The sequence below is a fragment of the Streptomyces sp. NPDC086519 genome (assembly GCF_040686075.1).
GTDB classification, from domain to species: Bacteria; Actinomycetota; Actinomycetes; order Streptomycetales; family Streptomycetaceae; genus Streptomyces; species Streptomyces shenzhenensis.
In genome coordinates this window covers 99,691-122,803 of the sequence record NZ_JBFBJL010000001.1, presented here as the reverse complement: position 1 = coordinate 122,803, position 23,113 = coordinate 99,691, and the positions used below count along the sequence as shown (strand labels likewise).

General features: G+C 69.6%; 19 protein-coding genes and 2 pseudogenes. 13 read left to right on the top strand and 8 right to left on the bottom strand.

From position 1 onward, the window contains the following. Positions 1-117 precede the first annotated feature (117 nt). The 6 genes and pseudogenes from AB0P24_RS00540 to AB0P24_RS00515 all read left to right on the top strand — a co-directional run. A complete protein-coding gene (locus AB0P24_RS00540; protein ID WP_365789547.1) occupies positions 118-642 on the top strand; it encodes a 2Fe-2S iron-sulfur cluster-binding protein in 525 nt (174 codons plus the stop codon). Continuing rightward, a complete protein-coding gene (locus AB0P24_RS00535; RefSeq protein WP_365789545.1) occupies positions 639-1,637 on the top strand; it encodes a xanthine dehydrogenase family protein subunit M in 999 nt (332 codons plus the stop codon). The genes AB0P24_RS00540 and AB0P24_RS00535 overlap by 4 nt, the downstream gene beginning before the upstream one ends. Further along, positions 1,634-3,877, top strand: coding sequence for a xanthine dehydrogenase family protein molybdopterin-binding subunit (locus tag AB0P24_RS00530; RefSeq protein WP_365789543.1), 2,244 nt, complete (start codon positions 1,634-1,636; stop codon positions 3,875-3,877). Before AB0P24_RS00535 ends, AB0P24_RS00530 begins: the two co-directional genes overlap by 4 nt. A gap of 43 nt (positions 3,878-3,920) precedes the next feature. Next, positions 3,921-5,144, top strand: a complete 1,224-nt coding sequence (locus tag AB0P24_RS00525; protein ID WP_365789542.1) for an XdhC/CoxI family protein — start codon at positions 3,921-3,923, stop codon at positions 5,142-5,144. A 390-nt stretch (positions 5,145-5,534) separates the two neighbouring features. Continuing rightward, entirely contained in the window at positions 5,535-6,833 is a 1,299-nt protein-coding gene (locus tag AB0P24_RS00520) for an SNG1 family protein (RefSeq protein WP_365789540.1), read from the top strand. Positions 6,834-7,067: 234 nt separating this feature from the next. Next, positions 7,068-7,184, top strand: a pseudogene (locus tag AB0P24_RS00515) (TetR/AcrR family transcriptional regulator); the annotation flags it as partial. Between the two features lie 199 nt (positions 7,185-7,383). Here AB0P24_RS00515 and AB0P24_RS00510 read toward each other — a convergent pair. The 4 genes and pseudogenes from AB0P24_RS00510 to AB0P24_RS00495 all read right to left on the bottom strand — a co-directional run bounded on the left by AB0P24_RS00510 (position 7,384) and on the right by AB0P24_RS00495 (position 10,677). After that, positions 7,384-8,286 carry an alpha/beta hydrolase gene (locus tag AB0P24_RS00510; RefSeq protein ID WP_365789538.1) on the bottom strand — a complete coding sequence of 301 codons (903 nt, stop codon included), beginning with the start codon at positions 8,284-8,286 and terminating at the stop codon, positions 7,384-7,386. Positions 8,287-8,841: 555 nt separating this feature from the next. Then, positions 8,842-9,117, bottom strand: a pseudogene (locus AB0P24_RS00505) (cholesterol oxidase); the annotation flags it as partial. A gap of 18 nt (positions 9,118-9,135) precedes the next feature. Next, on the bottom strand, positions 9,136-9,852 hold the full coding sequence (locus tag AB0P24_RS00500) for a flavin reductase family protein (RefSeq protein WP_365789536.1): 717 nt from the start codon (positions 9,850-9,852) through the stop codon (positions 9,136-9,138). A 36-nt stretch (positions 9,853-9,888) separates the two neighbouring features. After that, on the bottom strand, positions 9,889-10,677 hold the full coding sequence (locus tag AB0P24_RS00495; protein ID WP_365789534.1) for an enoyl-CoA hydratase/isomerase family protein: 789 nt from the start codon (positions 10,675-10,677) through the stop codon (positions 9,889-9,891). Between the two features lie 957 nt (positions 10,678-11,634). On the opposite strand from AB0P24_RS00495, the gene AB0P24_RS00490 reads away from it, so the two are divergent. After that, positions 11,635-12,246, top strand: a complete 612-nt coding sequence (locus AB0P24_RS00490) for a CGNR zinc finger domain-containing protein (protein ID WP_365789532.1) — start codon at positions 11,635-11,637, stop codon at positions 12,244-12,246. On the opposite strand, the gene AB0P24_RS00485 is transcribed toward AB0P24_RS00490, so the two are convergent. Next, positions 12,219-12,380 (bottom strand): hypothetical protein, encoded by a 162-nt coding sequence (locus AB0P24_RS00485; protein ID WP_365789530.1) that lies wholly within the window; start codon positions 12,378-12,380, stop codon positions 12,219-12,221. The genes AB0P24_RS00490 and AB0P24_RS00485 overlap by 28 nt on opposite strands. Positions 12,381-12,950: 570 nt before the next feature. Between AB0P24_RS00485 and AB0P24_RS00480 the strand changes: the two genes are divergently transcribed. Beyond that, complete coding sequence (locus tag AB0P24_RS00480; RefSeq protein WP_365789528.1) at positions 12,951-13,895, top strand: alpha/beta hydrolase; 945 nt, start codon at positions 12,951-12,953, stop codon at positions 13,893-13,895. Positions 13,896-14,286: 391 nt separating this feature from the next. Here the strand turns inward: AB0P24_RS00480 and AB0P24_RS00475 are convergent, their stop codons facing one another. After that, positions 14,287-14,907: a TetR/AcrR family transcriptional regulator gene (locus AB0P24_RS00475; protein ID WP_365789526.1), complete on the bottom strand. Its 621-nt coding sequence runs from the start codon at positions 14,905-14,907 to the stop codon at positions 14,287-14,289. 159 nt (positions 14,908-15,066) lie between these two features. Here AB0P24_RS00475 and AB0P24_RS00470 point away from each other — a divergent pair, with 159 nt between their 5' ends. The 4 genes from AB0P24_RS00470 to AB0P24_RS00455 all read left to right on the top strand — a co-directional run bounded on the left by AB0P24_RS00470 (position 15,067) and on the right by AB0P24_RS00455 (position 19,762). Next, positions 15,067-16,488: an aldehyde dehydrogenase family protein gene (locus AB0P24_RS00470; RefSeq protein WP_365789524.1), complete on the top strand. Its 1,422-nt coding sequence runs from the start codon at positions 15,067-15,069 to the stop codon at positions 16,486-16,488. A 198-nt stretch (positions 16,489-16,686) separates the two neighbouring features. Next, complete coding sequence (locus tag AB0P24_RS00465) at positions 16,687-17,496, top strand: SDR family oxidoreductase (protein ID WP_365789522.1); 810 nt, start codon at positions 16,687-16,689, stop codon at positions 17,494-17,496. Positions 17,497-17,786: 290 nt separating this feature from the next. Continuing rightward, complete coding sequence (locus AB0P24_RS00460; RefSeq protein ID WP_365789521.1) at positions 17,787-18,248, top strand: alcohol dehydrogenase catalytic domain-containing protein; 462 nt, start codon at positions 17,787-17,789, stop codon at positions 18,246-18,248. A gap of 242 nt (positions 18,249-18,490) precedes the next feature. Beyond that, the gene (locus AB0P24_RS00455; RefSeq protein ID WP_365789519.1) at positions 18,491-19,762 is read left to right on the top strand and encodes an aldehyde dehydrogenase family protein; all 1,272 of its coding nucleotides are present in this window, start codon (positions 18,491-18,493) and stop codon (positions 19,760-19,762) included. 177 nt (positions 19,763-19,939) lie between these two features. Here the strand turns inward: AB0P24_RS00455 and AB0P24_RS00450 are convergent, their stop codons facing one another. Both AB0P24_RS00450 and AB0P24_RS00445 read right to left on the bottom strand, forming a co-directional pair. Next, positions 19,940-20,857: an alpha/beta fold hydrolase gene (locus AB0P24_RS00450; RefSeq protein WP_365789517.1), complete on the bottom strand. Its 918-nt coding sequence runs from the start codon at positions 20,855-20,857 to the stop codon at positions 19,940-19,942. 2 nt (positions 20,858-20,859) lie between these two features. Next, a complete protein-coding gene (locus tag AB0P24_RS00445) occupies positions 20,860-22,035 on the bottom strand; it encodes an alpha/beta hydrolase (RefSeq protein ID WP_365789515.1) in 1,176 nt (391 codons plus the stop codon). A 220-nt stretch (positions 22,036-22,255) separates the two neighbouring features. On the opposite strand from AB0P24_RS00445, the gene AB0P24_RS00440 reads away from it, so the two are divergent. Beyond that, on the top strand, positions 22,256-23,104 hold the full coding sequence (locus AB0P24_RS00440) for an MBL fold metallo-hydrolase (protein WP_365789513.1): 849 nt from the start codon (positions 22,256-22,258) through the stop codon (positions 23,102-23,104). Positions 23,105-23,113: the final 9 nt, after the last annotated feature.

The following is a 23,113-nucleotide window of genomic DNA, read 5'->3' as shown; positions in this document are numbered from 1 at the left end:
GCTACGTTGTTGTTTTAGATCATGGACCTACTCTCATGATTCGGTTCCCGGCCGGCGGTGTCTCAAGTCCGCGGAGCGGAGTCCCTCTGGTCCTGGCCTATGTGCCTGATGGCCCCCATGAGAACGAGCCCACGGGCGAACCGGAGGAATGACACGGTGGAGATCGAGCTGCGGATCAACGGGTCCGCCCAGAGGCTGACCGTCTCGCCACAGGTGAGCCTGCTCGACGCATTGCGCGAGTACCTGGGCCTGACCGGCACCAAGAAGGGATGCGATCAGGGCGCGTGCGGCGCCTGCACGGTGCTGGCCGACGGGCGGCGGATCAACGCGTGCCTCGCGCTGGCGGTGCAGTACCAGGGCCGTGAGATCACGACCATCGAGGGGGTCGACCACCCGTTGCAGGCGGCGTTCGTCCGTACGGACGGATTCCAGTGCGGCTACTGCACGCCGGGGCAGATCTGTTCGGCGATCGGGATGCTCGCCGAGCACAAGGAAGGCGCGCCCAGTGCGGCGACCGAGCATCTCGCCGACACCGGTGGGGAGCTGGACGAGACGGAGATCCGGGAGCGGATGAGCGGCAACCTGTGCCGCTGCGGCGCCTACAACGGCATCGTCTCGGCGATCAAGGAGGTCGCGAAGTGAAGTCGTTCTCCTACCTCAGCGCACCGGACGTGGGCACGGCGCTGCGCACGATCGCGGACAGTGGTGACGTGAAGTTCCTCGCGGGCGGGACGAACCTCGTCGACCTCATGCGCGAGGGCATCGAGCACCCGGCGACGGTCGTGGACATCACCCGCCTGCCGCTGACCGGGATCGAGGAACTGCCGGACGGCACCATCCGCGTCGGCGCACTGGTGAGCAACAGCCGGCTCGCGGCGGACCCCCTCATCAGGACCCGCTATCCGGTGCTGGCGCAGGCGATCCTGCTGGGGGCCTCCGCCCAGCTGCGGAACATGGCGACCGTGGGCGGGAACCTGTTGCAGCGCACCCGCTGCATGTATTTCTACGACGAGGCCTCCGCGTGCAACAAACGCGCACCCGGCAGCGGCTGTGACGCGATCGGCGGGTTCTCCCGCGGCAGTGCGGTGCTGGGGGCGAGCGAGCACTGCGTCGCGACGCATCCCTCGGACATGGCGGTGGCGCTGGTGATGCTCGATGCGGTCGTCGAGGTGGAGAGCGTGCGCGGCCTGCGGCGTGTCCCGGTCGCCGAGTTCCACCGGCTGCCCGGCGACACGCCCCACATCGAGACGGTGCTGGCCGCCGACGAACTGATCACAGCCGTCGAGTTGCCGCCGGTGCCGGTGGCGGTGCACTCGCGCTACCGCAAGGTCCGCGACCGTGCCTCGTACGCCTTTGCCCTGGTCTCGGTCGCCGCGGCACTCAAGGTCGCCGACGACGGCCGCATCGCCGAGGTCCGCCTCGCACTCGGCGGCGTCGCGACCAAGCCGTGGCGGGCACACATCGCGGAAGAGCTGCTGCTCGGCGCCGAAGCCACCGACGAGAGCTTCGCCGGGGCCGCCGCCGCCGAACTCGCCCCCGCCCTGCCCCTGCCCGACAACGCCTTCAAGACCGACCTGGCCCAGCGGACGGTCGTGGCCGTGCTGCGGAAACTCAACGCTGAGCGGAGCGCATCGTGACCACACACACCAGAACAGGCTCCGAGCCCGGCGCGGACGCTTCCGTGCCCCTCGGGGGCGCGGTCGGCCGGCCGGTCGACCGCAGGGACGGCCACGCGAAGGTGACCGGGGCGGTGCGGTTCTCCGCCGAGCATCACTACCCGAACCTCACGTACGCGACGCTGGTACATGCCACCGTCGCCCGTGGCACGATCACCGGCATCGACACGGCCGCGGCGGCCGCGGTGCCCGGCGTCGTGGCCGTCCTCACCCACCTCAACGCACCGAGGATCCGCCCGGTACGCAAAGCCAACATCGTGCGGGACCTGGGACCGAGCGTGTCGGGGACCAGCCTCGACTACCTCAACACCGATCAGGTCTTCTGGGACGGTCAGCCGATCGCCGTCGTGGTAGCGGAGACCTCGGCCGCGGCGAACGAGGCCGCCCCGCTCGTCGAAGTGACCTACGACCTGCTGCCCGCACGGGTGGACTTCGCCGCCGAGCAGAAAAACGCCACCCCGGCAAAGGGCGACCTCACCTTCGCCGGCCAGACGAAGAAGGGGGACGCCGAGGCGGCGCTGGCCGCTGCGGACGTTTCGGTCGACCTGCGCTACACCACGCCCGGCCTGCAGCACAACGCGATCGAGCCGCACGCGACGGTCGCCGTCTGGGACGGTGACCACCTCACCGTGCACGACACCGCCCAGGCCATCAACCAGACCGGCCGCTACCTGGCCTGGCGGTTCGGTGTGCCGGCGTCCCACGTCCGCGTCCACGCCGAGTTCGTGGGGGGCGCCTTCGGCGCGAAGTTCGCCGTCTGGCCCGGCACGGTCATCGCGGCGATGGCGGCCAAGGCTGCCGGACGGCCCGTGCGCCTGGCGCTGAGCCGCAGGGCCGTCAGCCGCGCCACCGGTGGGCGTACCGCCTCGACCAACCGGATCGCGCTCGGTGCGACCCGCGACGGCTGGCTCACCTCGCTGATCCAGGACAGCATCACCCGCACCGGCTCGGTCGGGGGCCTGCTCGAGGCGACCAGCTCGCCGGCCCGGCACCTCTACGGCGCCCAGAACATGCTGACCCGTCAGCACCTCGTCGCGATGGATCTGATGCCCAACACCTGGCTGCGCGCCCCCGGCGAGGCGATCGGCAGCTTCGTGCTGGAATCGGCGATGGACGAACTCGCCTATGAGCTGTCCATGGACCCGATCGCCCTGCGGCTGCGCAACGAGCCCGCAACGGATCCGACGGGTGGCAAGAAGTTCTCCCAGCGGATGCAGCGTGAAGCCTTCGAGACCGGCGCCGAACGCTTCGGCTGGGCGGACCGCAACCCCGAACCTCGCTCCATGCGGGACGGCGAGTGGCTCGTCGGGATGGGCACGGCCGCCGCCTACCACCCGACCGTGCGCCTGGTCGCCGACGTCAAGGTACGGCTGAGCGACGACGGCAGCGCGCTCGTGCAGTGCGGTTTCCACGAGATGGGCATGGGCGCCGCGACCGTACAGGCACAGATCGCCGCGGACGCGCTCGGCATCGCCTACGAGAAGGTCCGGGTCGAGTACGGCGATTCGGCCCTGCCGTCCGGACCGATGGCCGGCAACTCGAACCAGACGGCGACGGTGGCCACCAGCGTCCTCGCCGCATGCGCCGAGCTGACCCGGAAGGTGAATGCCCTGGCCCGGCGTACGGGCACGGCCGGCCAGGAACCGGCGGCCGCCCTGCGCGCGGCGCGGCGCCCGTTCGTCGAGGCGTCGGTCGGGTCGGCCACCCGGTGGGGTGCGCTGGGCAGTCAGGGCCGCTTCCTGTCCACCTTCCTGAAGGACCAGCGCTGGTCCAAGGCCGCCCGCGGCGCGCAGTTCTGCGAGGTGCGGGTGAACGCCGACACCGGCGAACTGCGGATCGCGCGCTGGCTCGGCATGTTCGACGTCGGCCGCGTCATCAACCCCAAGACCGCGGCGAGCCAGCTGCGCGGGGCCGTGGTCATGGGTATCGGCATGGCGCTGTCGGAGCAGAGTCTGGTCGATCCCCGCAACGGCCGCACCATGAGCGCCGGGCTCGACTCCTACTACGTGCCCGTGCACGCCGACATCCCCCCGATCGACGTCGCCTGGCTCGACGAACCGGACAAGACGATGCCCCTGGGCATCATCGGCCTGGGCGAGGTCGGCATGACCGGCGTGGCGGCCGCGATCGCGAACGCCGTCCATCACGCGACCGGCAAGCGAATCCGGGACCTGCCGATCACGCTGGACAGACTGCTCTGAGACGACGGCCCGATCTGCGCACCACGACAAGAGAGAAACACCCATGCTGGACATCGCGGACGAGCTGGAGCGGTGGCTTGCGGAAGGCCGGGACTTCGCCGTCGCCACCGTCGTGGCCGTCAGCGGCAGCGCCCCGCGCGGGCCGGGCGCCGCACTTGCCGTGGACGCCGACGGAGCGGCCGTCGGCTCGGTCTCCGGCGGCTGTGTGGAGGGCGCGGTCTACGACCTGTGCACTCAGGCGCTCGCCGACGGCGAGGCGGTGCGCGAGCGGTTCGGCTACAGCGACGAGGACGCCTTCGCCGTCGGGCTGACCTGCGGTGGTGTCCTCGACATCCTGGTCACGCCCCTGCCGGCCGACGCGCCCGGCAGGGAGACATTCCAGAGGGCGCTGTCGGCCGCCGCCCGGGGCGAGCCGGTGGCACTCGCCCGCGTGGTCCGCGGCCCGGCAGAGCTCCTCGGACGGGCGCTGGCGGTCCGTCCCGACGGATCCTGCGAAGGTGGACTCGGCGGACAGCCAGACCTGGACCGCGCCGTCGTCAACGAAACCCGCTCTCTGCTGAACGCCGGCCGCACCGGCACCTTCGACGTGGCGGAGGACGGATCCCGCTGCGAGCCGGACCTGACCGTGTTGGTCGAGTCGAGCGTGCCGCCGCCCCGCATGCTCGTCTTCGGCGCCATCGACTTCGCCGCGGCGCTGGTGCGCATGGGCAAGTTCCTCGGCTACCACGTCACTGTGTGCGACGCCCGACCCGTCTTCGCCACCCGATCACGCTTTCCCGAGGCCGACGACATCGTGGTCGACTGGCCGCACCGCTACCTACGCCGTACCCGGACCGACGACCGCACGGTGGTGTGCGTCCTCACCCACGACGCCAAGTTCGATGTACCCCTCCTGGAGACGGCCCTGCGGCTGCCGGCCGCCTACATCGGCGCGATGGGCTCCCGCCGCACCCACGAGGACCGCGACCGCAGACTCCGCGAAATCGGCCTCACCGAAGCCGAACTGACCCGCCTGCACTCACCGATCGGCCTCGATCTCGGTGCCCGCACGCCCGAGGAGACGGCCCTGTCCATCGCGGCCGAGATCGTCGCCGCACGCCACGGCGGAACAGGCCTGCCCCTGAGCGACTCGGTCACACCGATCCACCACGACACCGAAGGGCACCGGCCGGGGGCGATCGGCGCGAGTGACCGTGCGACGCGACCGCGAGCCGACCGTCAGGACCACCAGAACACCCTGAGCCCGGTTCGGGTCGGCGTGGCATGAACGATCACCTCAACCGCCTGACGGCCGAACCGTCAGCCTCGGTCCTCGGGACCACCTCGGCGCCGACAGCCCGCCACCGCGATGGGGCCTTCCTGGGGACGGCGGCGGTGCTCCACGCGGCCGCGACGGAGCCCGAGCGATTTGGATCCAAAAACCGATCGGTTTACCATGGTTGTGAAACCGACCGGTTTCCTTTTGATGGGCGGTCGGGCCGTGATTCACGGGTGCCGTCGCCGCTTCGCCGACGGCGGTCGGGGCGTCGGGAGGGCTCACCCTCAACGGTCGCCGCGAGCCGTGCTGAAGGATTTTGAGTCACCAAGTTCCCGGTCCGGCGACGGTGCCGTCCGGTCCTCTCCCGATGTAGCTGTGTTGTCCAGGCCGGAGTAAGTCATGAATGGAATGCACCCCTTCCGCGTGCTGCGCGCGAAACCCCTGTGGATCGCAGGCGGCGTCATCACCGGCGTTCTCGCGCTGCTGTTCGCCGTGCTGTACGTCGGCGCCAACATCGACCCGGCCGGCCACATGAAGAAGCTGCCCGTCGGTCTGGTCAACGCAGACAAGGGAGCCGCCGTCGGCGGCAAGCAGGTCAACATGGGAGCCCAGATCACCGACTCGATCAGGAAGTCCACCGCGGGAGGGGACAAGATCGACTGGAAGGTGATGAGCGAGAGGGAGGTGAAGGAAGAGCTCGGCAAGGGCAAGCTGTACGGTGCGCTCGTCGTGCCCGCCGACTTCACGTCCTCGGTCGCCGCCCTGACCGGCACTGCGACCGCCGAAACCCCGGTCCGACCGGCGCTGACAGTGCTGACGAACCAGTCCGCCGGCAGCTTGGGCTCCAGTCTGGCGCGGGTCGCGACGACGCGGGCGGCCGAGAGCGCCTCGCTCCACATAGGCAAGGAACTGACCGCACGGACCGGCGCCCGGCAGGCGAAGCTGCCCGCCGCGGCGCGCGTCCTGCTCGCCGACCCGGCCGCCGTCACGGTCGAGGACGGCCATCCGCTCGACTCGCACAGCGGCCTGGGCCTCACCGCGTTCTACTACGCACTCGCCCTCGTGGTCTGCGGCATGCTCTCCGCCAACGTCATCAGCGGCCAGGTCGACCACGCCCTCGGCTACACCCATAACGACATGGGCCCGCTGCGCCTGCACCGTCCCCTGATTCGGGCGACCCGGGTGCAGACCCTCGCCATCAGCAGCACCGTCATGGCCGTACTGTCCCTCCTGATGGGCACGCTGGTCATGGTGGGCGCGATCGGCATCATGGGCATGGACGCCTCTCACCTGCCGCTGCTGTGGCTGTTCTCGGTGTGCGCCGTCGCGGTGTCCGGGATCGGCGCGCTCGCCCTCCTCGCGGTGTTCGGCACGCCCGGCATGCTGGTGGCCACGCTGGTCTTCATCGGGATGGCGGTGCCGACGGCCAACGCCACCACGCCGATCCAGGCGCTGCCCGGCTTCTACCGATTCCTTGCGGAGTTCGAGCCCCTGCGGCAGATCGCGGGCGGTGTCCGCTCGATCCTCTACTACGACGCGCAGGGCGACGCGGGTCTGACCCGGGGCTGGGTCATGATGGCCGTCGGCCTCGTGGTGGCCGTGCTGTTCGGCTTCGGCGTGCTGGGGTGGTACGACCGCAAGGGGCTGCACCGCATCCCGGTCGAGACGGAGCCCGAGAAGAACGCCACCCCGGTGTAGCGGAACTCTTTCCGCATCCCCAGGACGGGGCCGTTGTGCGGAGTGGCCCCGTGTGTGCCGCCCCCGTGGGGACGAGGGGCGTGCACCCAGCAGGGCTCGGCGACGGTCTTTCTCCCCCGAGACCGTCGCCGAGCCTCTGAGCGGACTTCAGCGCAGCGGGCGGCGCCGATCGGCTCCCAACACCCTGGAAACCGATCGGGTTTCAGCACGTCCGATTCGAGTCGACCTCGCGATATGACCACCGAAGCGAAGCCAAGTTCCAGAGAGCGCCTGCTGGAGGCGGCGGCCAGGCTCACCTACCGAGACGGCGTCGGTATCGGCGTCGACGCGCTGTGCAAGGCGGCGGGAGTGCCGAATCCAACTCGACTATTTCATCCGGGAATTCAGCGGATGTGTGCTCGCTTCAGCGCTCCCCATGCGCGAGGCGGCCGGGTTGCGGACCGGCCGCGGCCGTGGGCCGTCTTCAGCGCGCCGACGACCAGACGCACGCGCTGGTGGTCGGACGTCGCGTGACCGAACACCTCACGGGTGGCCAGGTCCAGCCGGCAGGCTAGTCACGCGCGAGCCCGGGAGGCGAGCTGAGGAATTTCCCGGTCAGAGAACCGACTTCGTCAGGGGCCTCGATCTGTGGGTAGTGGCCGACTGGGAAGGGGTCGTTGAGTTCCTGTAGGTGTGCGTGAGGGAAGCGCTGACGGATTCTCCGGGCGACGTGGGCACCGCTGATGGGGTCACGGGGTCCCCAGACGAAGAGGGTCGGGGCGTTGAAGTCCTCGAGGGCCGTGACCCATCGTGTTTCGTGGGCGCGGCGTTCGTCGATGTAGCGCAGCAGACGTGGCGCCAGCAGGTGTCCCTGGTGCAGGGCGATGCCATTCCACATCTCGTGCAGGTTCTGGTCGGAAGCGGGACGTGCCATGAGACGGCGCATCGATCTGGCGAATGTCTTTTGGTTGATGCCGTGGCTGAGCAGGGGGCCGAAGGGGCCGTGCAGGAGACGCTGAATGCGCAGTGGGCGGTGCAGATCGGGGTAAAGGCCGCCGTTGAGCCACACCATGCGGGTGACGCGGCGGGAGTTTCGGGCCAGGAGCTCTTGGGCCACGGTGACGCCGTAGTCGTGAGCGACCATGGCGGTGTCGCCGATGTCGAGGTGGGTCCATACGCCTTCGGTCAGGTCGGCCTGCTCCATCACCGAGTAGGTGTGGCGGGGCGGCTTGTCGCTCGCGCCGAACCCGAGCAGGTCGAAGGTCGTGACGCGGAGTCCCAGGTCGGTGAGGTGGGGCAGGATGAGCGACCAGTCGTGTGAGGAGGTGGGGAAGCCGTGTATGAGCGTGACGGGCCGGCCGTCTTCGGGGCCGTCCTGCCGGACGAACAGGCGGTGTCGGCCCGCGCGGCCGCGCACCGTGATCCAGGAACCGCCGGTGAGCCAATGGGCGTGGGAGGGCATGGGTGAGGGCATCGGGTCGTCCCGGAGACAGGCGGTGCCGTGGTTCGGCATCGCGGGCGCAGAGGAAGTCGTCGTCGCCGTCTGATCGGCTGAGCAGTGTCTGTTCCGATTCCACGACGCACGGGGCGGTCTTGTTGAGATCGCGGTACGAGTTCGGGTGTCGGGTCACGGCGACGCTGTGCCGCGTCGCCGTGTTGTCGTGCTGTCGTCTGGGGGCGGGCCTGGGCTGGAGCCGGTGCCTGTACGGGCAGGTCGAGCGCTGCACCTCGTGATGCGCACGCCCCTGGGCGCGACGTGCTGCGGAGACTGCCGGCGCGCCCAGCCTGCCAGGGCTTGCGCCCTGGACAGCGTTGCGGGATCTGGCATGATCGCGCGCCGGCGAGAGGTCGGCGGGAGGTCGGTGGAAGGGCCGCCAAGAAGGCACACCCGCAGGTGGGTGGGCGGCCCTTTACAAGCCTGTGCATGTTGTCATGGGCCACGTGAGAGGTCCTCATGTGACGGGATGCCGCGTTTGCTGTCGCTGGAGCGTCATCACCATCCCGGCGTCCACCGCGCGCTGCGAACGGCGCCGCCCACGCCCGCTCCGGCCAGCACCACGACGTTGCCAGCGAATGGATGTGCTGGATGCCGTACATGCCGAGGCTGGGTGCCGGAGTAGTTCTTGATGTCCCAGAAGTTCTTGGGCAGCGAGCCGGGCGTGAAACGGCGGCCCGCCTCCATCACGCCGACTCGGTAGCCCCTTTCGGCGAGCCGAAGGGTGGTGACGGGACCGCCGAAGCCCGACCCCACGGTGATCACGAGACGTCGGTCAATCGGCGAGCCGGTCCCCGCGGGCAGGGGCACCGCGTCCCACCCCCACTGTCAGTCGAGGGTGGTGGTGGAGCCGGACGGCGACCAGTGGGGCGTGTCGATCGGCGAGTAGTACGTGTCCTTCCGGTCCAGGCGCTCCATCCGGTGTCCTGAGTGCTCCTTGAGCACCTCGGGGTCGAGCGGCGTCTCGAACGCGTTGTTCACCAGGGTGTATTCGGCGGCGAGTCGCCCCACCGGTGCGATGGCGCCGAAGTCGATCCGGCCGTCCACGTAGAGGTCATCCCGGATGTAGAAGCGCACCACGTTGCCCCAGACGGCGTTGTTGAGTCCGTCGGGTGACGAGAAGATGTGCTCGACGGTGCACTCGAACGCGATGGGCGCCCCTTTGATACGCGGCGGACGAACGGCTTCGGACGGCACCTTCTCCAGCCCGACCGCGTCGAACTCGTCGACATCGGGCTCGAACTCGAACGCGCTTCGGTTCAACCCGTCGATTTGCGGCAGGGTGGCCATGTTGGTGACGAACTCGCCGGTGTCCCGGATGTTGACGAAGCTGTCCTTGAGCGTGGCCCCGTCCGAGCGCGGCTGAAACGACAGCGAGATCCGGGGCGGCTTGCGCCCGACGACCGTGAAGAAGGAGATGGGGGCCAGGTTGCCCACGCCTTCGGTGGACAGGGTGCTCACCCAGGCGATGGGGCGAGGGATGACGCTGCCGATGAGCAGCTTGTAGGCGGACTTCGCGTCCAGGTCGGCGGAGTCGATGATCACGTGGTGTCCCTTGGTGAGTGTGGGGGGAGTTGCGGGTCAGCGGCCCTTGAAGGGCAGTACGGGGCGGGGGCGTCCCTCCTTGAGGGCCTTGGCGGCGGAAACCAGGCCGTCCTTGACGTCCTCGGTCTCGAAGAGCGGGACGGCGAGGTCGGACAGCTGCTGGTCGGCGGCCGGGATGCCGCCCGTGGCCCAGGAGCGCAGGAGCGCCTTGTGCACCACGTGCGCCCGGGTGGGGCCTTGGGCGATCTTGCGGGCGAAGGCCTCGGCCTCGGCGTGGAGTTCGTCGTCGGGGACGACGCGGTTGATGACGCCGGCCTCGGCCATGACCGTGGCAGGTACCTGCTCGGAGGTCAGTGCCCATTCGTAGGCGCGGGCCCGGCCGGCCCGTTCGGCGACACGGTGAATTCCGCCGAGGAGGGTGACGATGCCGAGCGACTGCTCGGGATGGCCGAAGCGGGCGCTTTCACCGGCGAGGATGATGTCGGCCCGCAGCGCGAGCTCGAAGCCGCCGCCGTAGCACAGCCCCTGCACCGCGGCCACGACCGGGATCGGGAGCTGTTCGAACCGGTTGATCACGGCCAGGGCCTGGTCGAAGTCGGCCCGCAGGCTGGTGAGGCCGGCGCCGACCCAGGGGCGGAAGTCGCCGCCGTAACTGAAGTCGGGTCCCTCGGCCCGCAGTACCACGGCGCGGGCAGGGCTGCGGGTGATGGCGTCGACGATGTCGCTGAGTTCCTGGGTGAACTCGGGTGCGAAGCGGTTCTGCGGGGGGTTGTCGAGGACGATCGTGGCGACGTCGCCGTCTAGGGAGTGGGTGAGAACGGACATGGGACTTCCTTGGTTCGGGACAGTGCGGGCGGGTTCGCCGTCGGTCAGGTGGGGTGCTCGCGGAGCCAGTCCAGTGCGGACTGCGCGGCGATGGGGGACCGCGTGCTGTACGGGCCGAAGCGGCGGCCGTCTGCGAGCGTCGGCCGCTTAGGTTCCAGGGCTCGTTCGTAGGCCGTCAGCGCGAGGCCGGAGCGGGCGAGTGGTCGTCCTTGCCGACGATCACGAGGAGGGGCGTGGAGGAGACCCGGGGTGCCCGCCCGCCCTGGTAGTCGACAGAGAAGTCCACTGCGGCCCGCGTGTGTGGGCACCTGGGCGACGATGGCGCGTAGTCGGCGACCGGTCCCGTCCAGGACGAGTGGGAGGCCGCCCGGCGTGACCGGTGCCCCGCAGCTCGATCCCGGCGGTGTCGACCTGGGGCCGGCTCTCCAGGCAGGTGATGGCTCGTCGCCGGCCGGTGATCTGCTGCCGAGGGTCCATGTCCTGGCGCGGTTCGCCGTCACGCGCGCCGAAGGTGCGGTGCTCGTGCGGCAGCACGGTGAATCCCGCCTCGGCGAAGAGCTCGGCGAACGGCAGAAGGCAGGATCCGCGGACCGCTCCGCCGTAGCCGTGGGTCATGGTGAGGGCCGGGTGCGAGCTGCGTGGCGACCGCTTCAGGGCGCTCCAGGTGCGGCCGGCGGTCTGCCCCGCCGACGACGGCAGCCCGTGCGCCGGGAAGCACGACCGTACGGCGGCGCCCAGTCCCTCGGCGGCAGGGCGAGCCTCCTGGGGGCTCCGGGGGCCGGACGCGTTCATGAACGACACCCTTCGTGTGGCTGCGTTGCCCATCAAGATGAAAGAACCTTACGCCTTTAGCTCCTTTCGCTTCAAGAGGGCAGTGGTGTCGTACCCTGAGTCAGTGGCCAAACGGTCACGGTCATGTCGGTAGAGGCGAACGGTCAGCGAAAGGGAGGCAGGGCCATGGCGTGGTCCGCGTCCACGCGGTACGAGGTCGATCCGGCGCCGCTCGGGCTGGCGCTCGTGCACGACCTGCTCAACACCATTCCCGCCGGCCGACCCCGGGCAGCCGATCTCCTGGACGGCCTCGCCGACGCACAGGCCTGGGTCGATCAGGCGCTGGACTGCTGGGCGCAGGAGAGGGAGCAAACTGCCGCACCGGTGCATCTCACCGAGAGCGATCTCGAGGAACTGCGCGGCCTGCGTGCTGAGTTGCGGCGGCTTCTCGCCTCACGCAACGACGACAGCGCGGACGCCGACGGGCAGACCGTTGTGCCCGCCGTTCATGTCGCGGCGGCGGCCGTGCGGATGGACCGCAATGGACGGGCTGTCCTGGAGCCTCGTGGCCAGGGCTGGCGGTATGTGGCCGCCCTGGTGCTCCTGGAGGTGTTCCAGGCTCAGCAGGCGGACACCTGGCGCCGACTCAAGATCTGCCGCAATACGCGCTGCACAACGGCGTTCTTCGACCGCTCCCGCAACAACAGCGGTGTATGGCACTCCACCAAGACCTGCGGCAACCCTGAGAACCTGCGCGCTCACCGGGCCCGTCAGCGTGTCCGTACCTCCGGGTTGTAGAAGTCGTCCGGGTCGAGGGCATCAAGCAACTGCTGTCCGGCGCGCTCGGAGAGTATGAGGCTCTCGTCGAGGAAGCGGTGATGGACGGCCACGCTCGCGATGCGGTCCTGTTCGTCGCGCACGCGAACGGTCACGCCCTTCATGTGCAGTCCGCCCAGGGCCACCGCGGTCCACTCCGGACACGTGCGCGATCGATGTCCGCGGCGAATGCCTCACCGAAGCCGGCCTGGGACTGTGCGTCGAACGCTTTCGTCCGGTCCGGCTGGGGGACGTCGGCGGCCGTGTTGCCTGTCGGCCGTGACACGGGTCCTCATCCTTGAAATTAGCATGGTGATTTTGCTCCTTTCGTGATTGGGTCAGCGATGGGCCCGGAGTGTCAGAGGGTGAGGGGGTAGCGAACATCACATCCGGTTGGGTTGAAATGAGTAAAAGTCATACGATTATTGCGTCGTAAGGGAGTTTCCGGCGGAGACGTGGCGCGGTACTGCGCGAGGCGGCACTCCGCTCTGTCGTGGCCGGTCGCTGACACGCCCTACAGCGCCCCAGGGCCGCTTTCCGGCCGCAGGCCGACTCCCTGCGTCTCGACGCGCCCACGGCCGACCCGGGAGGCGTCGCCGTGGCCGTGCTCGAAGACATCAGGGCTCACTGCTCGGTGCGGGCCTGCCGGCTCGCGACGCCGCGAAAGCGGCCTGGAGGTTGAACGCGTGGCACCAGAGACACAACGACCGCGGACGCATCCGTCCGGCAAGGACTCGACGACAGGTGGGTCCTCCGCAGGTGACGGCATCCGTCGCAGGACGGTCCAGGCAGGCGGACTGGAGGTTCCGATCCTGGAGGCCGGGAGCGGGCCGCTCGTCCTGTGCCTCCACGGTTTTCCCGACCATGCCGGCTCCTGGGTGGGGATTCTCGACCGCCTCGCAGAGGACGGCTACTGGGCGGTCGCCCCCGCGCAGCGCGGATACTGGCCTGCCGGCGCGGCGCCTGACGGCTCCTATCGCGCGTCAGCGACCGGGCAGGACGTTCTGAATCTGATCGAAGCGCTCGGGCGTGATCGGGCAGATCTCATCGGTCACGACCTCGGTGCTCGGGCGGCGTACGCGGCGGCGAGCCTCGACGCCACCCGCGTCCGCAAGCTTGTCGGCATGGCGGTTCCCCATGGCCCGCAACTGCGAACCGCCTGGCTCATCAACGGCGACCAGCAGCGACGCAGCTGGTACATGTTCTTCTTCCAGACGGCCCTGGCGGAGCCGGCCGTCGAGCTCAACGACTTCGCCTTCATCGACCGGCTCTGGCAGGAGTGGTCGCCCGGCTACGAACTGCCGGATGCGGAGCGGGCCGCGCTCAAGGACACCTTCCGTGCTCCAGGAGTCCTGGCCGAGACCCTCGGCTACTACCGTCAGCTGTTCTCGCCCCCCGCTGATGAGGCGACACGAGCCCTGGAAGCCCGGGCGAGCGGCGCCATCACCGTCCCGTCGCTCTACCTCCACGGGGCCGACGACAACTGCATGTCCGTGGAGCTGAGCGACGGCATGGACGCCGTGTTCAAGAACGGCTTCGAACGCGTCGTCGTGCCCCGTGCCGGACACTTCCTCCACCTCGAACAGCCCAAGCAGGTTGCCGATCACATCCTGAGCTTTCTGAACGACTGATCTGTCACTCTGCGTGAAGTTCTTGGCGGACCTGGCACCGCGCATCTCGAAGGGCACGGCCCTGGCCGGGAACCCGCATGCGGCGGCGCATCTGAAGACCCTGGCGCGGATGGTTCCGACGGACGTTACGGCGTCGTCGGCGACGAGCCGGCAGCGCTGCTCGGGCGGCGGCCGAAGAGTGTGCGGTGGCCCACCATCAGGAAGTTGATGAGCATCCCGTGGGCGATGAGGGTCGCCGTCTCACGGACGTCCGCGCCCGCCGGCACCAGCCGCCTCGGTAGGCCGCTGACCCGGCGGGTGCGCGCGTCACTCGCCCCGTGCGTCCGCCTGTCGGCCCCCTCGTGGTGATCCTCCTCGAAGGCCTGCCGTCCGGGCAGCTACTTCTCGCTCGTCACGTGCCGTGCCTCTCGTGTCCGAGGGCGCGCAGGAGGAAGGGCAGTATGCGCTCGGCGGTCTCCGCCGCGGTGGCGGCGTCGACCTCGCTCGGCGGAAGGGGGGTGAGGAAGAACCTGCTCATCATGGGGCCGATCACCAGGTCGCCGACCAGGTCGGCGTGCTCCACCGGCGGGATCTCGCCCCGGTCCACCGCACGTTGCGTCATCTCCTCCATACGTTGGCGCACGGGCACCATGAAGGCGTTCGTGAGGGCCTCGGCCAGGGAGGGGCTGTGCGCGGCCTCGCCGATCAGAGTGCGCAGCACCCCTCCTTCTCTGCCGGTCAGAGACGCTGCCTTGTCCCGGAGCAGGGCACGCAGGTCGCCTTCGAGTGTGCCGGTGTCCGGCTGCGCCGTCAGTTCCTTGGCGTACGCAGCGGCGGCGTCGACGACCATGACCTCCTTGGACGGCCAGCGCCGATAGAGAGTCGCGGTGGACACTCCGGCGCGGGCCGCGACGGCGGCGGTGGTGAGCGCGCCGTAACCGCTCTCGGTCAGGACGGCCAGAGTCGCGTCCAGCAGCGCACGGTCACGAGAGGCGTCACGGGGGCGCCCCCGGCGTGCCTGCGTCCCGGTCATCAGGCGGCTCCCGAAGAGATCCGGCGGGGCTCCTGGGCGGCGGAGCGGACTGGATGGTCGGGCTGCCGTACGGAACGTTGAGCAAGGGTGCGGTAGGTCACACGACAAGTATACAAGCAAACGAAACGAAAGACTTTCGTTTCGTATATGCTGCCGGGTATGAACACCAACGCACCCATCGGCGGTCAGCCGGACATCGCCGTTACGGCGGCCTCTGCGGCGGAGACCGTCGCGCGACTGCGGGCCACGTTCAACACCGGCCGCACCAGGCCCGTCGCCTGGCGCAAGCAGCAACTGCAGGCGTTGAGACGTCTGCTGACGGAGCATGAGGACGTGTTCGCGCAGGCGCTGCACACCGACCTCGGCAAGAGCGCGACCGAGTCGCACATGATGGAGATCGGCTTCCTCGTCAGGGAGATCGACCACACCCTGCGCCATCTCGACCGGTGGCTGCGCCCGGGCAGAGTCTCCGTGCCCCTGTCGCTGATGCCGTCCCGGGCCTGGACCGTGCGTGACCCGCTGGGCGTCGTGCTCGTCATCAGCCCGTGGAACTACCCGGTCAATCTGGCGCTGGCGCCGGTCATCGGTGCGCTGGCCGCCGGCAACAGCGTGGTCCTCAAGCCCAGCGAGGTAGCTCCCGCGACCTCGGCCGTGCTCGCCCACTGGCTGCCCCGGGTCCTGGACCCGCAGGCCGTTGTAGTCGTCGAGGGAGGCGTGCCGGAGACGACCGCCCTGCTGGAACAGCGCTTCGACCACATCTTCTACACCGGCAACGGCGCGGTGGGGCGCATCGTCATGGCCGCCGCGGCCCGCCATCTCACCCCGGTCACCCTGGAGCTGGGCGGCAAGAGCCCCGCCGTCGTCGAACCGGGCGCCGACCTCGCGACGGCCGCCCGCCGCATCGCCTGGGGCAAGTTCATGAACGCGGGCCAGACCTGCGTCGCACCCGACTACGTGCTCGCGATAGGCGAGGCGGGCACCGAGATAGGGGCGCACCTGCGCGATGCGATCCGCGAGATGTACGGCACCGATCCGGCCCGCAGCAATGACTACGGCCGCATCATCAACGAGCGCCACTTCGACCGGCTGGCCGGACTGCTGAAGGACGGCCGGACCGTCGTCGGCGGCGACCACGACCGCGACGCCCGCTACATCGCCCCGACCGTGCTGGCCGACGTCGACCCCGACGCCCCGGTGATGCGCGACGAGATCTTCGGCCCCGTCCTGCCCATCGTCCGCGTCCCCGACCTGGACGCCGCCATCGCCTTCATCACCGGACGGGACAAGCCGCTGGCCCTCTACGCCTTCACCGCGTCCAAGCGCTCCAAGCGGCGCCTCACCGCGGAGACCTCCTCCGGCGGCCTGGCCTTCGGTGTTCCGACCGCCCAGCTCGCCGTGCCAGGTCTGCCCTTCGGCGGTGTCGGCGAGAGCGGCATGGGCCGTTACCACGGCTCGTACTCCCTGGACACCTTCAGTCACATCAAGTCCGTCCTCGACAAGCCGCTCCAGGCCGACACGCTGCGCGTGACCTATCCGCCCTACACCCGCCGCAAGGACCGCATCCTGCGACGCATCACGTGAGCCGGAGCGGAGCCGAGCCTCAGGGCGCGGTCGACGTGATCCGCCCCGCAGCCAGGGATGACGACCCTCATCGTCACGACCATCGCCGAGACGGGCCTCCCGGTCCGCCTCGGCACCAGATGACGGTTTCCGACCGTCACAAGGATTGAAAGGAGCAGGGGAAGGGGTACCCGCAAGGGCACCGCGTCCCCGACCGCCATGACCGGGATTGACTACCGCACCCAGACCACCTTGATCACCGGGGCGAGTGCCGGACTCGGCGCGGAGTTCGCCCGCCGGCTCGCCGAGCGCGGCTCGAACCTCGTGCTGGTCGCTCGCCGCGCGGACCGGCTGGAGGCCCTGGCCGACGAACTGTCCGCGAAGTACCGGGTCACCGCCACGGCGGTGCCTTTCGACCTCACCGTGCCGGGCGCGGGCGAAGCGCTGGCCAAGGAGGTGGCCCGACGCGGGATCACCGTCACCAGCCTCGTCAACAACGCCGGCTTCGGTACGCATGCCCCCTTCCGCCAGGAGGACCCGGAGCGCGTCCAGCAGGAGATCGGCCTGAACGTGGCCGGCCTGGTCGACGTCACCAGGGCGTTCATCGACCAGCTGACCGGCGTCCTGGTCAACGTCGCCAGCACACTCGGGTACCAGCCCTGGCCGAACGCCGCGGTCTACGGGGCGAGCAAGGCCTTCGTGCTGAGTTTCACCGAGGCGCTGTGGCAGGAATCGCGAGGGACCGGGCTGCGCGTGCTCGCTCTCTCCCCGGGCCCGACCCGCACCGAGTTCTTCGACGCGCTCGGCTCCGATGACATGGCCCGCGGGGTCCGGATGCAGACCCCGCGCCAAGTGGTCACCACCGCACTGCGCGCGCTGGACCGGCGCAACCCGCCGCCCAGCGTCGTCTCCGGCAGGTTCAACTGGCTGAGCACCCTCGTCTCCCGCTTCGCCACCCGCCGAGGCACCGTTCTGGCCTTCGGCGCCATGACCCAGTGGCAGATGCGCTCGAGCCGGCCTGGCCACTGACACTCTTCGGACCACCGTCACATCGCACGGACGATGCCCCCTGTTCGCCCTTCGGCCGGCGCCGGACATCGTCCATCGCCCTTCCCGGCGCACCGCGCTGGTGACCGTAAAGGGCCCCGAATTCTGCTTCGGCCGCGCGACCTCGACCTGCCCGCAGGCGACGCCGACCGGTCGTCACACGAGCACCATCCCGCGCGAACACCGCGCCCGCCTAACCCCCTTACCCCTGGCTCGCCGTGCCCGTCACCGAGCCGATCCCGCATGGGAATCGTGCACAGAAAGGAACCACCATGAAGGTGAAGGCCGCCCTCGCGACCGCCAGGGAACAGCCGCTCGTCATCGAGAACGCCGAGATCGACGAGCCCCGTCCCGACGAGGTGCAGGTGCGCCTGGTCGCCACCGGCGTCTGTCACACGGACGCGATCGTGCGCGACCAGTGGTACCCCACGCCGCTTCCGGCGGTACTCGGCCACGAGGGCGCGGGCATCGTGGAGCAGGTCGGCTCTGCGGTCACCGGCATCACGCCCGGCGACCGTGCCGTGCTCGGCTTCGCCAGCTGCGGTGCGTGTGCCGGCTGCAACTCCGGCCACCCGGCCTACTGCACCGACTTCGCCATGCGTTACTTCGGTGGCGCTCGCCCGGACGGCAGCACGGCCTTCCGCGCCGGGGACGGCTCCGCCGTCTCCTCCCACTTCTTCGGACAGTCCTCCTTCGCCGGCGTCGCGAACGTCGCCGAGCGGAGCGTCGCGTGAAGGTGTCCGAGACCGCCCCGCTCGACATCCGACTACGCGTTCGAGGGCATCAGCCAGGCCTTCGAGGACAGCGAGAACGGGGTCACGCTCAAGCCGGTGGTCACTTTTTGGCGGTGTGCCCCACTGTTTCCGCCCTTGCATGAGGAAACCGAGCGGTTTACAGTGGCCTGCATGAGGATTGTTGAACGATCCTCCTGCCGCCTCAATGTGGTGCATTGCGCTTGGACCGTGAAGGGACCGATGTGAGCACGAACGCGATGAGCGTGCCCCGCCCCGTCCAGGAGGCGGTTCACGCCTGCGCAGTCCGGGCGACGCAGGGCTCGGCGGCCTTGGCCCGGGCGTCGGACGTGGAGATCGACACCGCGCTGCGGGCCATGGCGGAGCGGCTGCGGACGGCACGCGACGTGCTGACGGCGGCGAATCAGGAGGACCTGAGATCGGCCGCCTCGAACGGGATGTCGGCGGCACTGCAGGATCGCCTGCGGCTGACCGGCCCGCGGCTTGAGGACATGGCCGTGGCATTGCACACGCTGGCGGACGTGCCGCACGAGCCGCGGGACAGGGTCCTCGAGGAGCGTCCCGACGGCCTGGTCCTGCTGGAGCGCCGCCGCCCGGTGGGGGTCATCGGCGCGAACTTCGAGGCGCGTCCGAATGTGACACTCGACGTCGCCTCCCAGTTCCTCAAGTCCCGCAACGGCGGCGTGCTGCGCACCGGTTCGGCGGCCCTGCGCTCCTCCCAGGCCGTGATCACTCACGTGATCACGCCCGCTCTCGCCGACGCGGGACTGAACCCGGACGCCATCCAGCTGGTGCCGAGCGAGGACCGGGCGGCGGCCTACGCGCTGGTGTCGCTGCCCGAGACCGTCCCTCTGGTCATCCTGCGCGGCAGCGGCGACAGCACCCGGGAACTCGGCCGAGAGGCCGCCCGGCACGGTGTGCGCACGCTGGCCCACGCGGACGGCGGCGGAGTGCTGTACGTGGCTCGGGACGCCGACGAGAAGCTGGTGCACGAGCTGGTCACCAGCAGCCTGGACCGGCTGGGCGTCTGCAACCGGCTCAATCTGCTTCTCATCGACCGGGCTGTCCACGACAAGCTGCTGCCGGGCATTCTGAAGACCTTCGAAGACCTGGGTATCGCCGCATCACTGCCGCCGCACGCCCACGCGCGCGGTCATGAGTGGTCCCTGGACTCCGAGCATGCGGCAACGGTGACGATCGACGAGGCGGACGGACCTGTTCAAGCCGCACGGATCGCCAATGAGGAGACCTCCGGACTGGCCGCCGCCATCGCCACCCACGACCCGGACACCGCAGCCCGGTTCATGGATACCTATGGTGGAGCAGGCGTCTTCTGGAACTCCACCACACGCCTCCTCGACGGCTTCAAGCTCCTGCGCCTGCCGGAAACCGGCATCAACATCGACCGCGTCCCCGGCCCGCGCGGCCCCGTCACCTACCGCGACCTGTATCTGCGCCAGTACGTCGTGCGACCCGCCGCGTCCATGCACAGGTGAGCCGGCAACCTGCACCGCCCCAGGAGGAGCAGCCGCCGCCCGCGACCATGTCACGGCCGATAGTGCCAGGTGGCGCGTGAACGTGGCTGCCACGACCCGGAGCGCTCCGCCGGGGAGGGAGATGGCAGCCGCCCGCCCGGAAAGGCGGTTCCGGCAGCAGCCGGAACCGCCTCCTTTTCACGAGCCGGCCGAGGCCGCGCCCGGGTCGAGGTGAGCGCGGAACCACGACAGCGCGGCGCCACTGGACTCCTCGAAATGCACCTTGTAGGCGTCGAAGTGTCCACCGGGCAGCAGCACCAGCTCCTTCGGGGACAACGCCCGCTCGAAAGCTGCGATTTGGAGGTCGGCCGGTACCACCGTCTCACCTGTCTCGACGATCATCATGAGCGGCTTGGGCGAGACGCGAGTGATCCAGTGGCCCGGCTCATAGAGCCGCGACGCCCGGTTGGAGCGCATCGTCACCGTGTTGTTCGAGCGACCCGGCGGAACGAGGTCACGGTAGAACTGCAACGCGTCCGGGCTGCTGAAGAGAGCCGGGTCGGCAGGGTCGTCGCCGATGGAGGTCTGGTACCGCGGTTCACCGCCGGCGGCCTGGGCGCGTTCGTCCTCGACGTGGGCGAGCTCGAAGGCGGCGATGCGCTCCGGCGGGACCTTGCGCTGCCACTGCTCGAATCCGCTGATGGTGGGCACCTGCGACACCACACACTTGATCCGCACCTCGGTTGCCCCGAGCACGATCGCATGACCGCCCGCGAAGCTCGTGCCCCACACCCCGATGCGGTCCGCGTCGACCTCCGGCCGGGCCTCCAGGAAGCTGATCGCACGGCGCCAGTCCGCGATCTGACGCCATGGGTCGACGTCGTTGCGGGGCTCGCCGTCGCTCGCACCGAACGTGCGGTGATCGTGGACGAGCACCACGAACCCGGCGTCGGCGAACTTGCGCGCGTACGGGTCGAGGCCCATCTCCCGGTTGCCGCCGTATCCGTGCGCCATCGTGATCGCGGGGTGCGGACCCTCGGCGTCCGGCAGGTAGAGCCAGCCGCGCAGAGTCACGCCCCCGTCCGCCGTGAACTCTACGTCGGTGCGTTCTGCCATGGTCATTCGCCTTCCGTGAAGTTGAAGTGCTCGGCGGGGATGAGGCCGGCCGCGGTCAGGGCTGCCCCGACCTTCGCGTTGATCTGCACCACGGCGCCGAGGGGGCGGTGGTGGATGGCGATCTCCGTGATGAGCCCTTCGTCATCACGCGTGAGGATCGTGATCCCCTTCATCTCGAAGCCACCGAACGCGCTGGCCTCCCACTCCAGATACGTCCGCGGGCCGTCCTGCACCTTCCGGACGAACTCGAGCCGTTCGTACACGGAGCTCACCCCGGCCATGAGGGCCTCGACCTGCTCCTTGCGCTCCAGCGGCTTGGCGAGCGCGCTCGCCTCCATCCGCACGTTCGGGGAGAGCGCCGCCGCGAAGGACTCCTCGGTGCGCTGCTCGAACGCGCTCGTCCAGGCCTTGGCGGGGCGGCCGTCGGCGGGGTCCGACGCGCTCTCCTCGACGACCGTGCAGATGACGGCGGCGACCGCAGCCGGGTTCTCGGCGTGCGCCCAGTGACCCGCGCCGGCGATCGTCTGCGAGGCGGCGCCGGGGAAGCGAGGCGCGACATACGCGGAGACGATCTCTTCCGTGACGAAGGGGTCGTTCTCGCCGCGCAGGACGGTGACGCTCCCGTGGAACCTGCTCGGCTGCTGTCCGTCCGGGTGGCCGTTGTTCCATGCCGTCGCCGTGTCGGAGATCGTCGACGGGGCGACGTGCAGCGCCACTTGGGCGAGCCGGTCATTTTCCTCGGCCGGGAACGCGGTGGCGAGCGCACCGCGGAAGGCGCGCTGCGCGTCGAGTCCGAGATCCGGTGTCTGGAAGGGGGCGATCTGCTCCGGGGGCAGGTGCGTGCCCGCCAGCGGGATCGGGTTGACCAGGACGAGCGAACGCACCTGCTCGGTCAAGCGGGCGGCGACGAGCTCGGCGATCTGGCTTCCCAGGCTGTGGCCGACGAGCACGACGGGGCCCTCCGTCGCGCGCACGACGTTCTCGAGGTCGTCGGCCCAGCGGGCGAGTGTGAACGGCCCTTGATCCGAGGCGCGCGTACCCATGCCGGCGAGCTCGAACGCGACCGAGGGGATCGTCCGCTCGTCGAGGACGGTGCGGACGCTGTTCCAGATGGCGCCGTCGTCCAGGTATCCGTGGACGAGCACCGCGGTCGGTGCCTTCGTCGCTGGGCTGTTCATCTCGTGTCTCCTTTGACGATCGCTCTCCTGCGGCGACGAATCGGAGCCGGTGGCTCTCGGGATTCTCGGCCGACGCGAGCTCTATGACGTAAGCATAGGGTCTATGCTTACGTCAATGTCATCGCTCGGTGAGTGACGGAATGAGGGCCGGACCTTCCGGCTTACTCCGCGTTCCGGCCCAGAGCGGCAGCGCCCACCCGAGAATCCGAGGAGTCCACCCATGACGTCGAACGCCTTGACCTACGCAGTGCACATCGCGGACGGCATGCCGACCACCAACTCCGACGTGCCGCCCGATCAGGGCGAGCGCCGCTGGTCGCCGACGTCGAGCACTCTCATCTCGAACGAGGGAGAGGCGCTGCTGGTGGATCCGCTCTTCACGATCGCCCAGTCGGAGCGCCTGCTGCAGTGGCTCGGCGAGCGCGCCGCCCCTGTGACGAGCGTGTACGTCACGCACGGCCACGGGGACCACTGGTTCGGTCTTGGAGCCGTTCTGCAGCGGTACCCCGGTGCCCGCGCTGTCGCGCTGCCCGAGGTCGTCGAGGACATGGCCCACCAGTCCTCGCCCGAGCTCCTCAAGGCGGTCTGGCGGGCCTGGTTTCCCGAGCAGATCCCTGAGCGACTCGTACTCGCCGAACCGCTCGAGGACGAGGTCCTGACTGTGGGCGGGGCGGAGGTCCGCCCGGTCCGCCTGGGGCACACCGACAGCGACAACACCACCTGCCTGCACGTTCCCGACCTGGGGCTGGTCGTCGCAGGCGACGTGATCTACAACAACGTGCACCTCATGCTGGCCCAGTCGGACGCGGACGGGCGAGACGAGTGGCTGAGGGCTCTCGACACGGTCGAGGCGCTGGCGCCGACCGCGATCGTCGCGGGGCACAAGGATCCGGCCGCCGATGACGATCCGCGTCACATCGAGGAGACCCGCCGTTACATCCTTGATTTCAACAGCGGGGTGCGTCGCACCGGCAGCACCCTCGAACTGTACGAGTACATGCTGGAGCGCCACCCGTCGCGTATCAATCCCGGTGCGCTGTGGGGCTCCTGCCGGGCGGCGAAGGGCTGAGCAGTGGCC

Bases quoted from the DNA above. Each gene is read 5' to 3' on its own strand.
- AB0P24_RS00540 (WP_365789547.1), top strand. From the start codon at position 118: ATGAGAACGAGCCCACGGGCGAACCGGAGGAATGACACGGTGGAGATC.
- AB0P24_RS00525 (WP_365789542.1), top strand. From the start codon at position 3,921: ATGCTGGACATCGCGGACGAGCTGGAGCGGTGGCTTGCGGAAGGCCGG.
- AB0P24_RS00520 (WP_365789540.1), top strand. From the start codon at position 5,535: ATGAATGGAATGCACCCCTTCCGCGTGCTGCGCGCGAAACCCCTGTGG.
- AB0P24_RS00510 (WP_365789538.1), bottom strand. From the start codon at position 8,286: ATGCCCTCACCCATGCCCTCCCACGCCCATTGGCTCACCGGCGGTTCC.
- AB0P24_RS00495 (WP_365789534.1), bottom strand. From the start codon at position 10,677: ATGTCCGTTCTCACCCACTCCCTAGACGGCGACGTCGCCACGATCGTC.
- AB0P24_RS00490 (WP_365789532.1), top strand. From the start codon at position 11,635: ATGGCGTGGTCCGCGTCCACGCGGTACGAGGTCGATCCGGCGCCGCTC.
- AB0P24_RS00475 (WP_365789526.1), bottom strand. From the start codon at position 14,907: ATGACCGGGACGCAGGCACGCCGGGGGCGCCCCCGTGACGCCTCTCGT.
- AB0P24_RS00470 (WP_365789524.1), top strand. From the start codon at position 15,067: ATGAACACCAACGCACCCATCGGCGGTCAGCCGGACATCGCCGTTACG.
- AB0P24_RS00465 (WP_365789522.1), top strand. From the start codon at position 16,687: ATGACCGGGATTGACTACCGCACCCAGACCACCTTGATCACCGGGGCG.
- AB0P24_RS00460 (WP_365789521.1), top strand. From the start codon at position 17,787: ATGAAGGTGAAGGCCGCCCTCGCGACCGCCAGGGAACAGCCGCTCGTC.
- AB0P24_RS00450 (WP_365789517.1), bottom strand. From the start codon at position 20,857: ATGGCAGAACGCACCGACGTAGAGTTCACGGCGGACGGGGGCGTGACT.
- AB0P24_RS00445 (WP_365789515.1), bottom strand. From the start codon at position 22,035: ATGAACAGCCCAGCGACGAAGGCACCGACCGCGGTGCTCGTCCACGGA.
- AB0P24_RS00440 (WP_365789513.1), top strand. From the start codon at position 22,256: ATGACGTCGAACGCCTTGACCTACGCAGTGCACATCGCGGACGGCATG.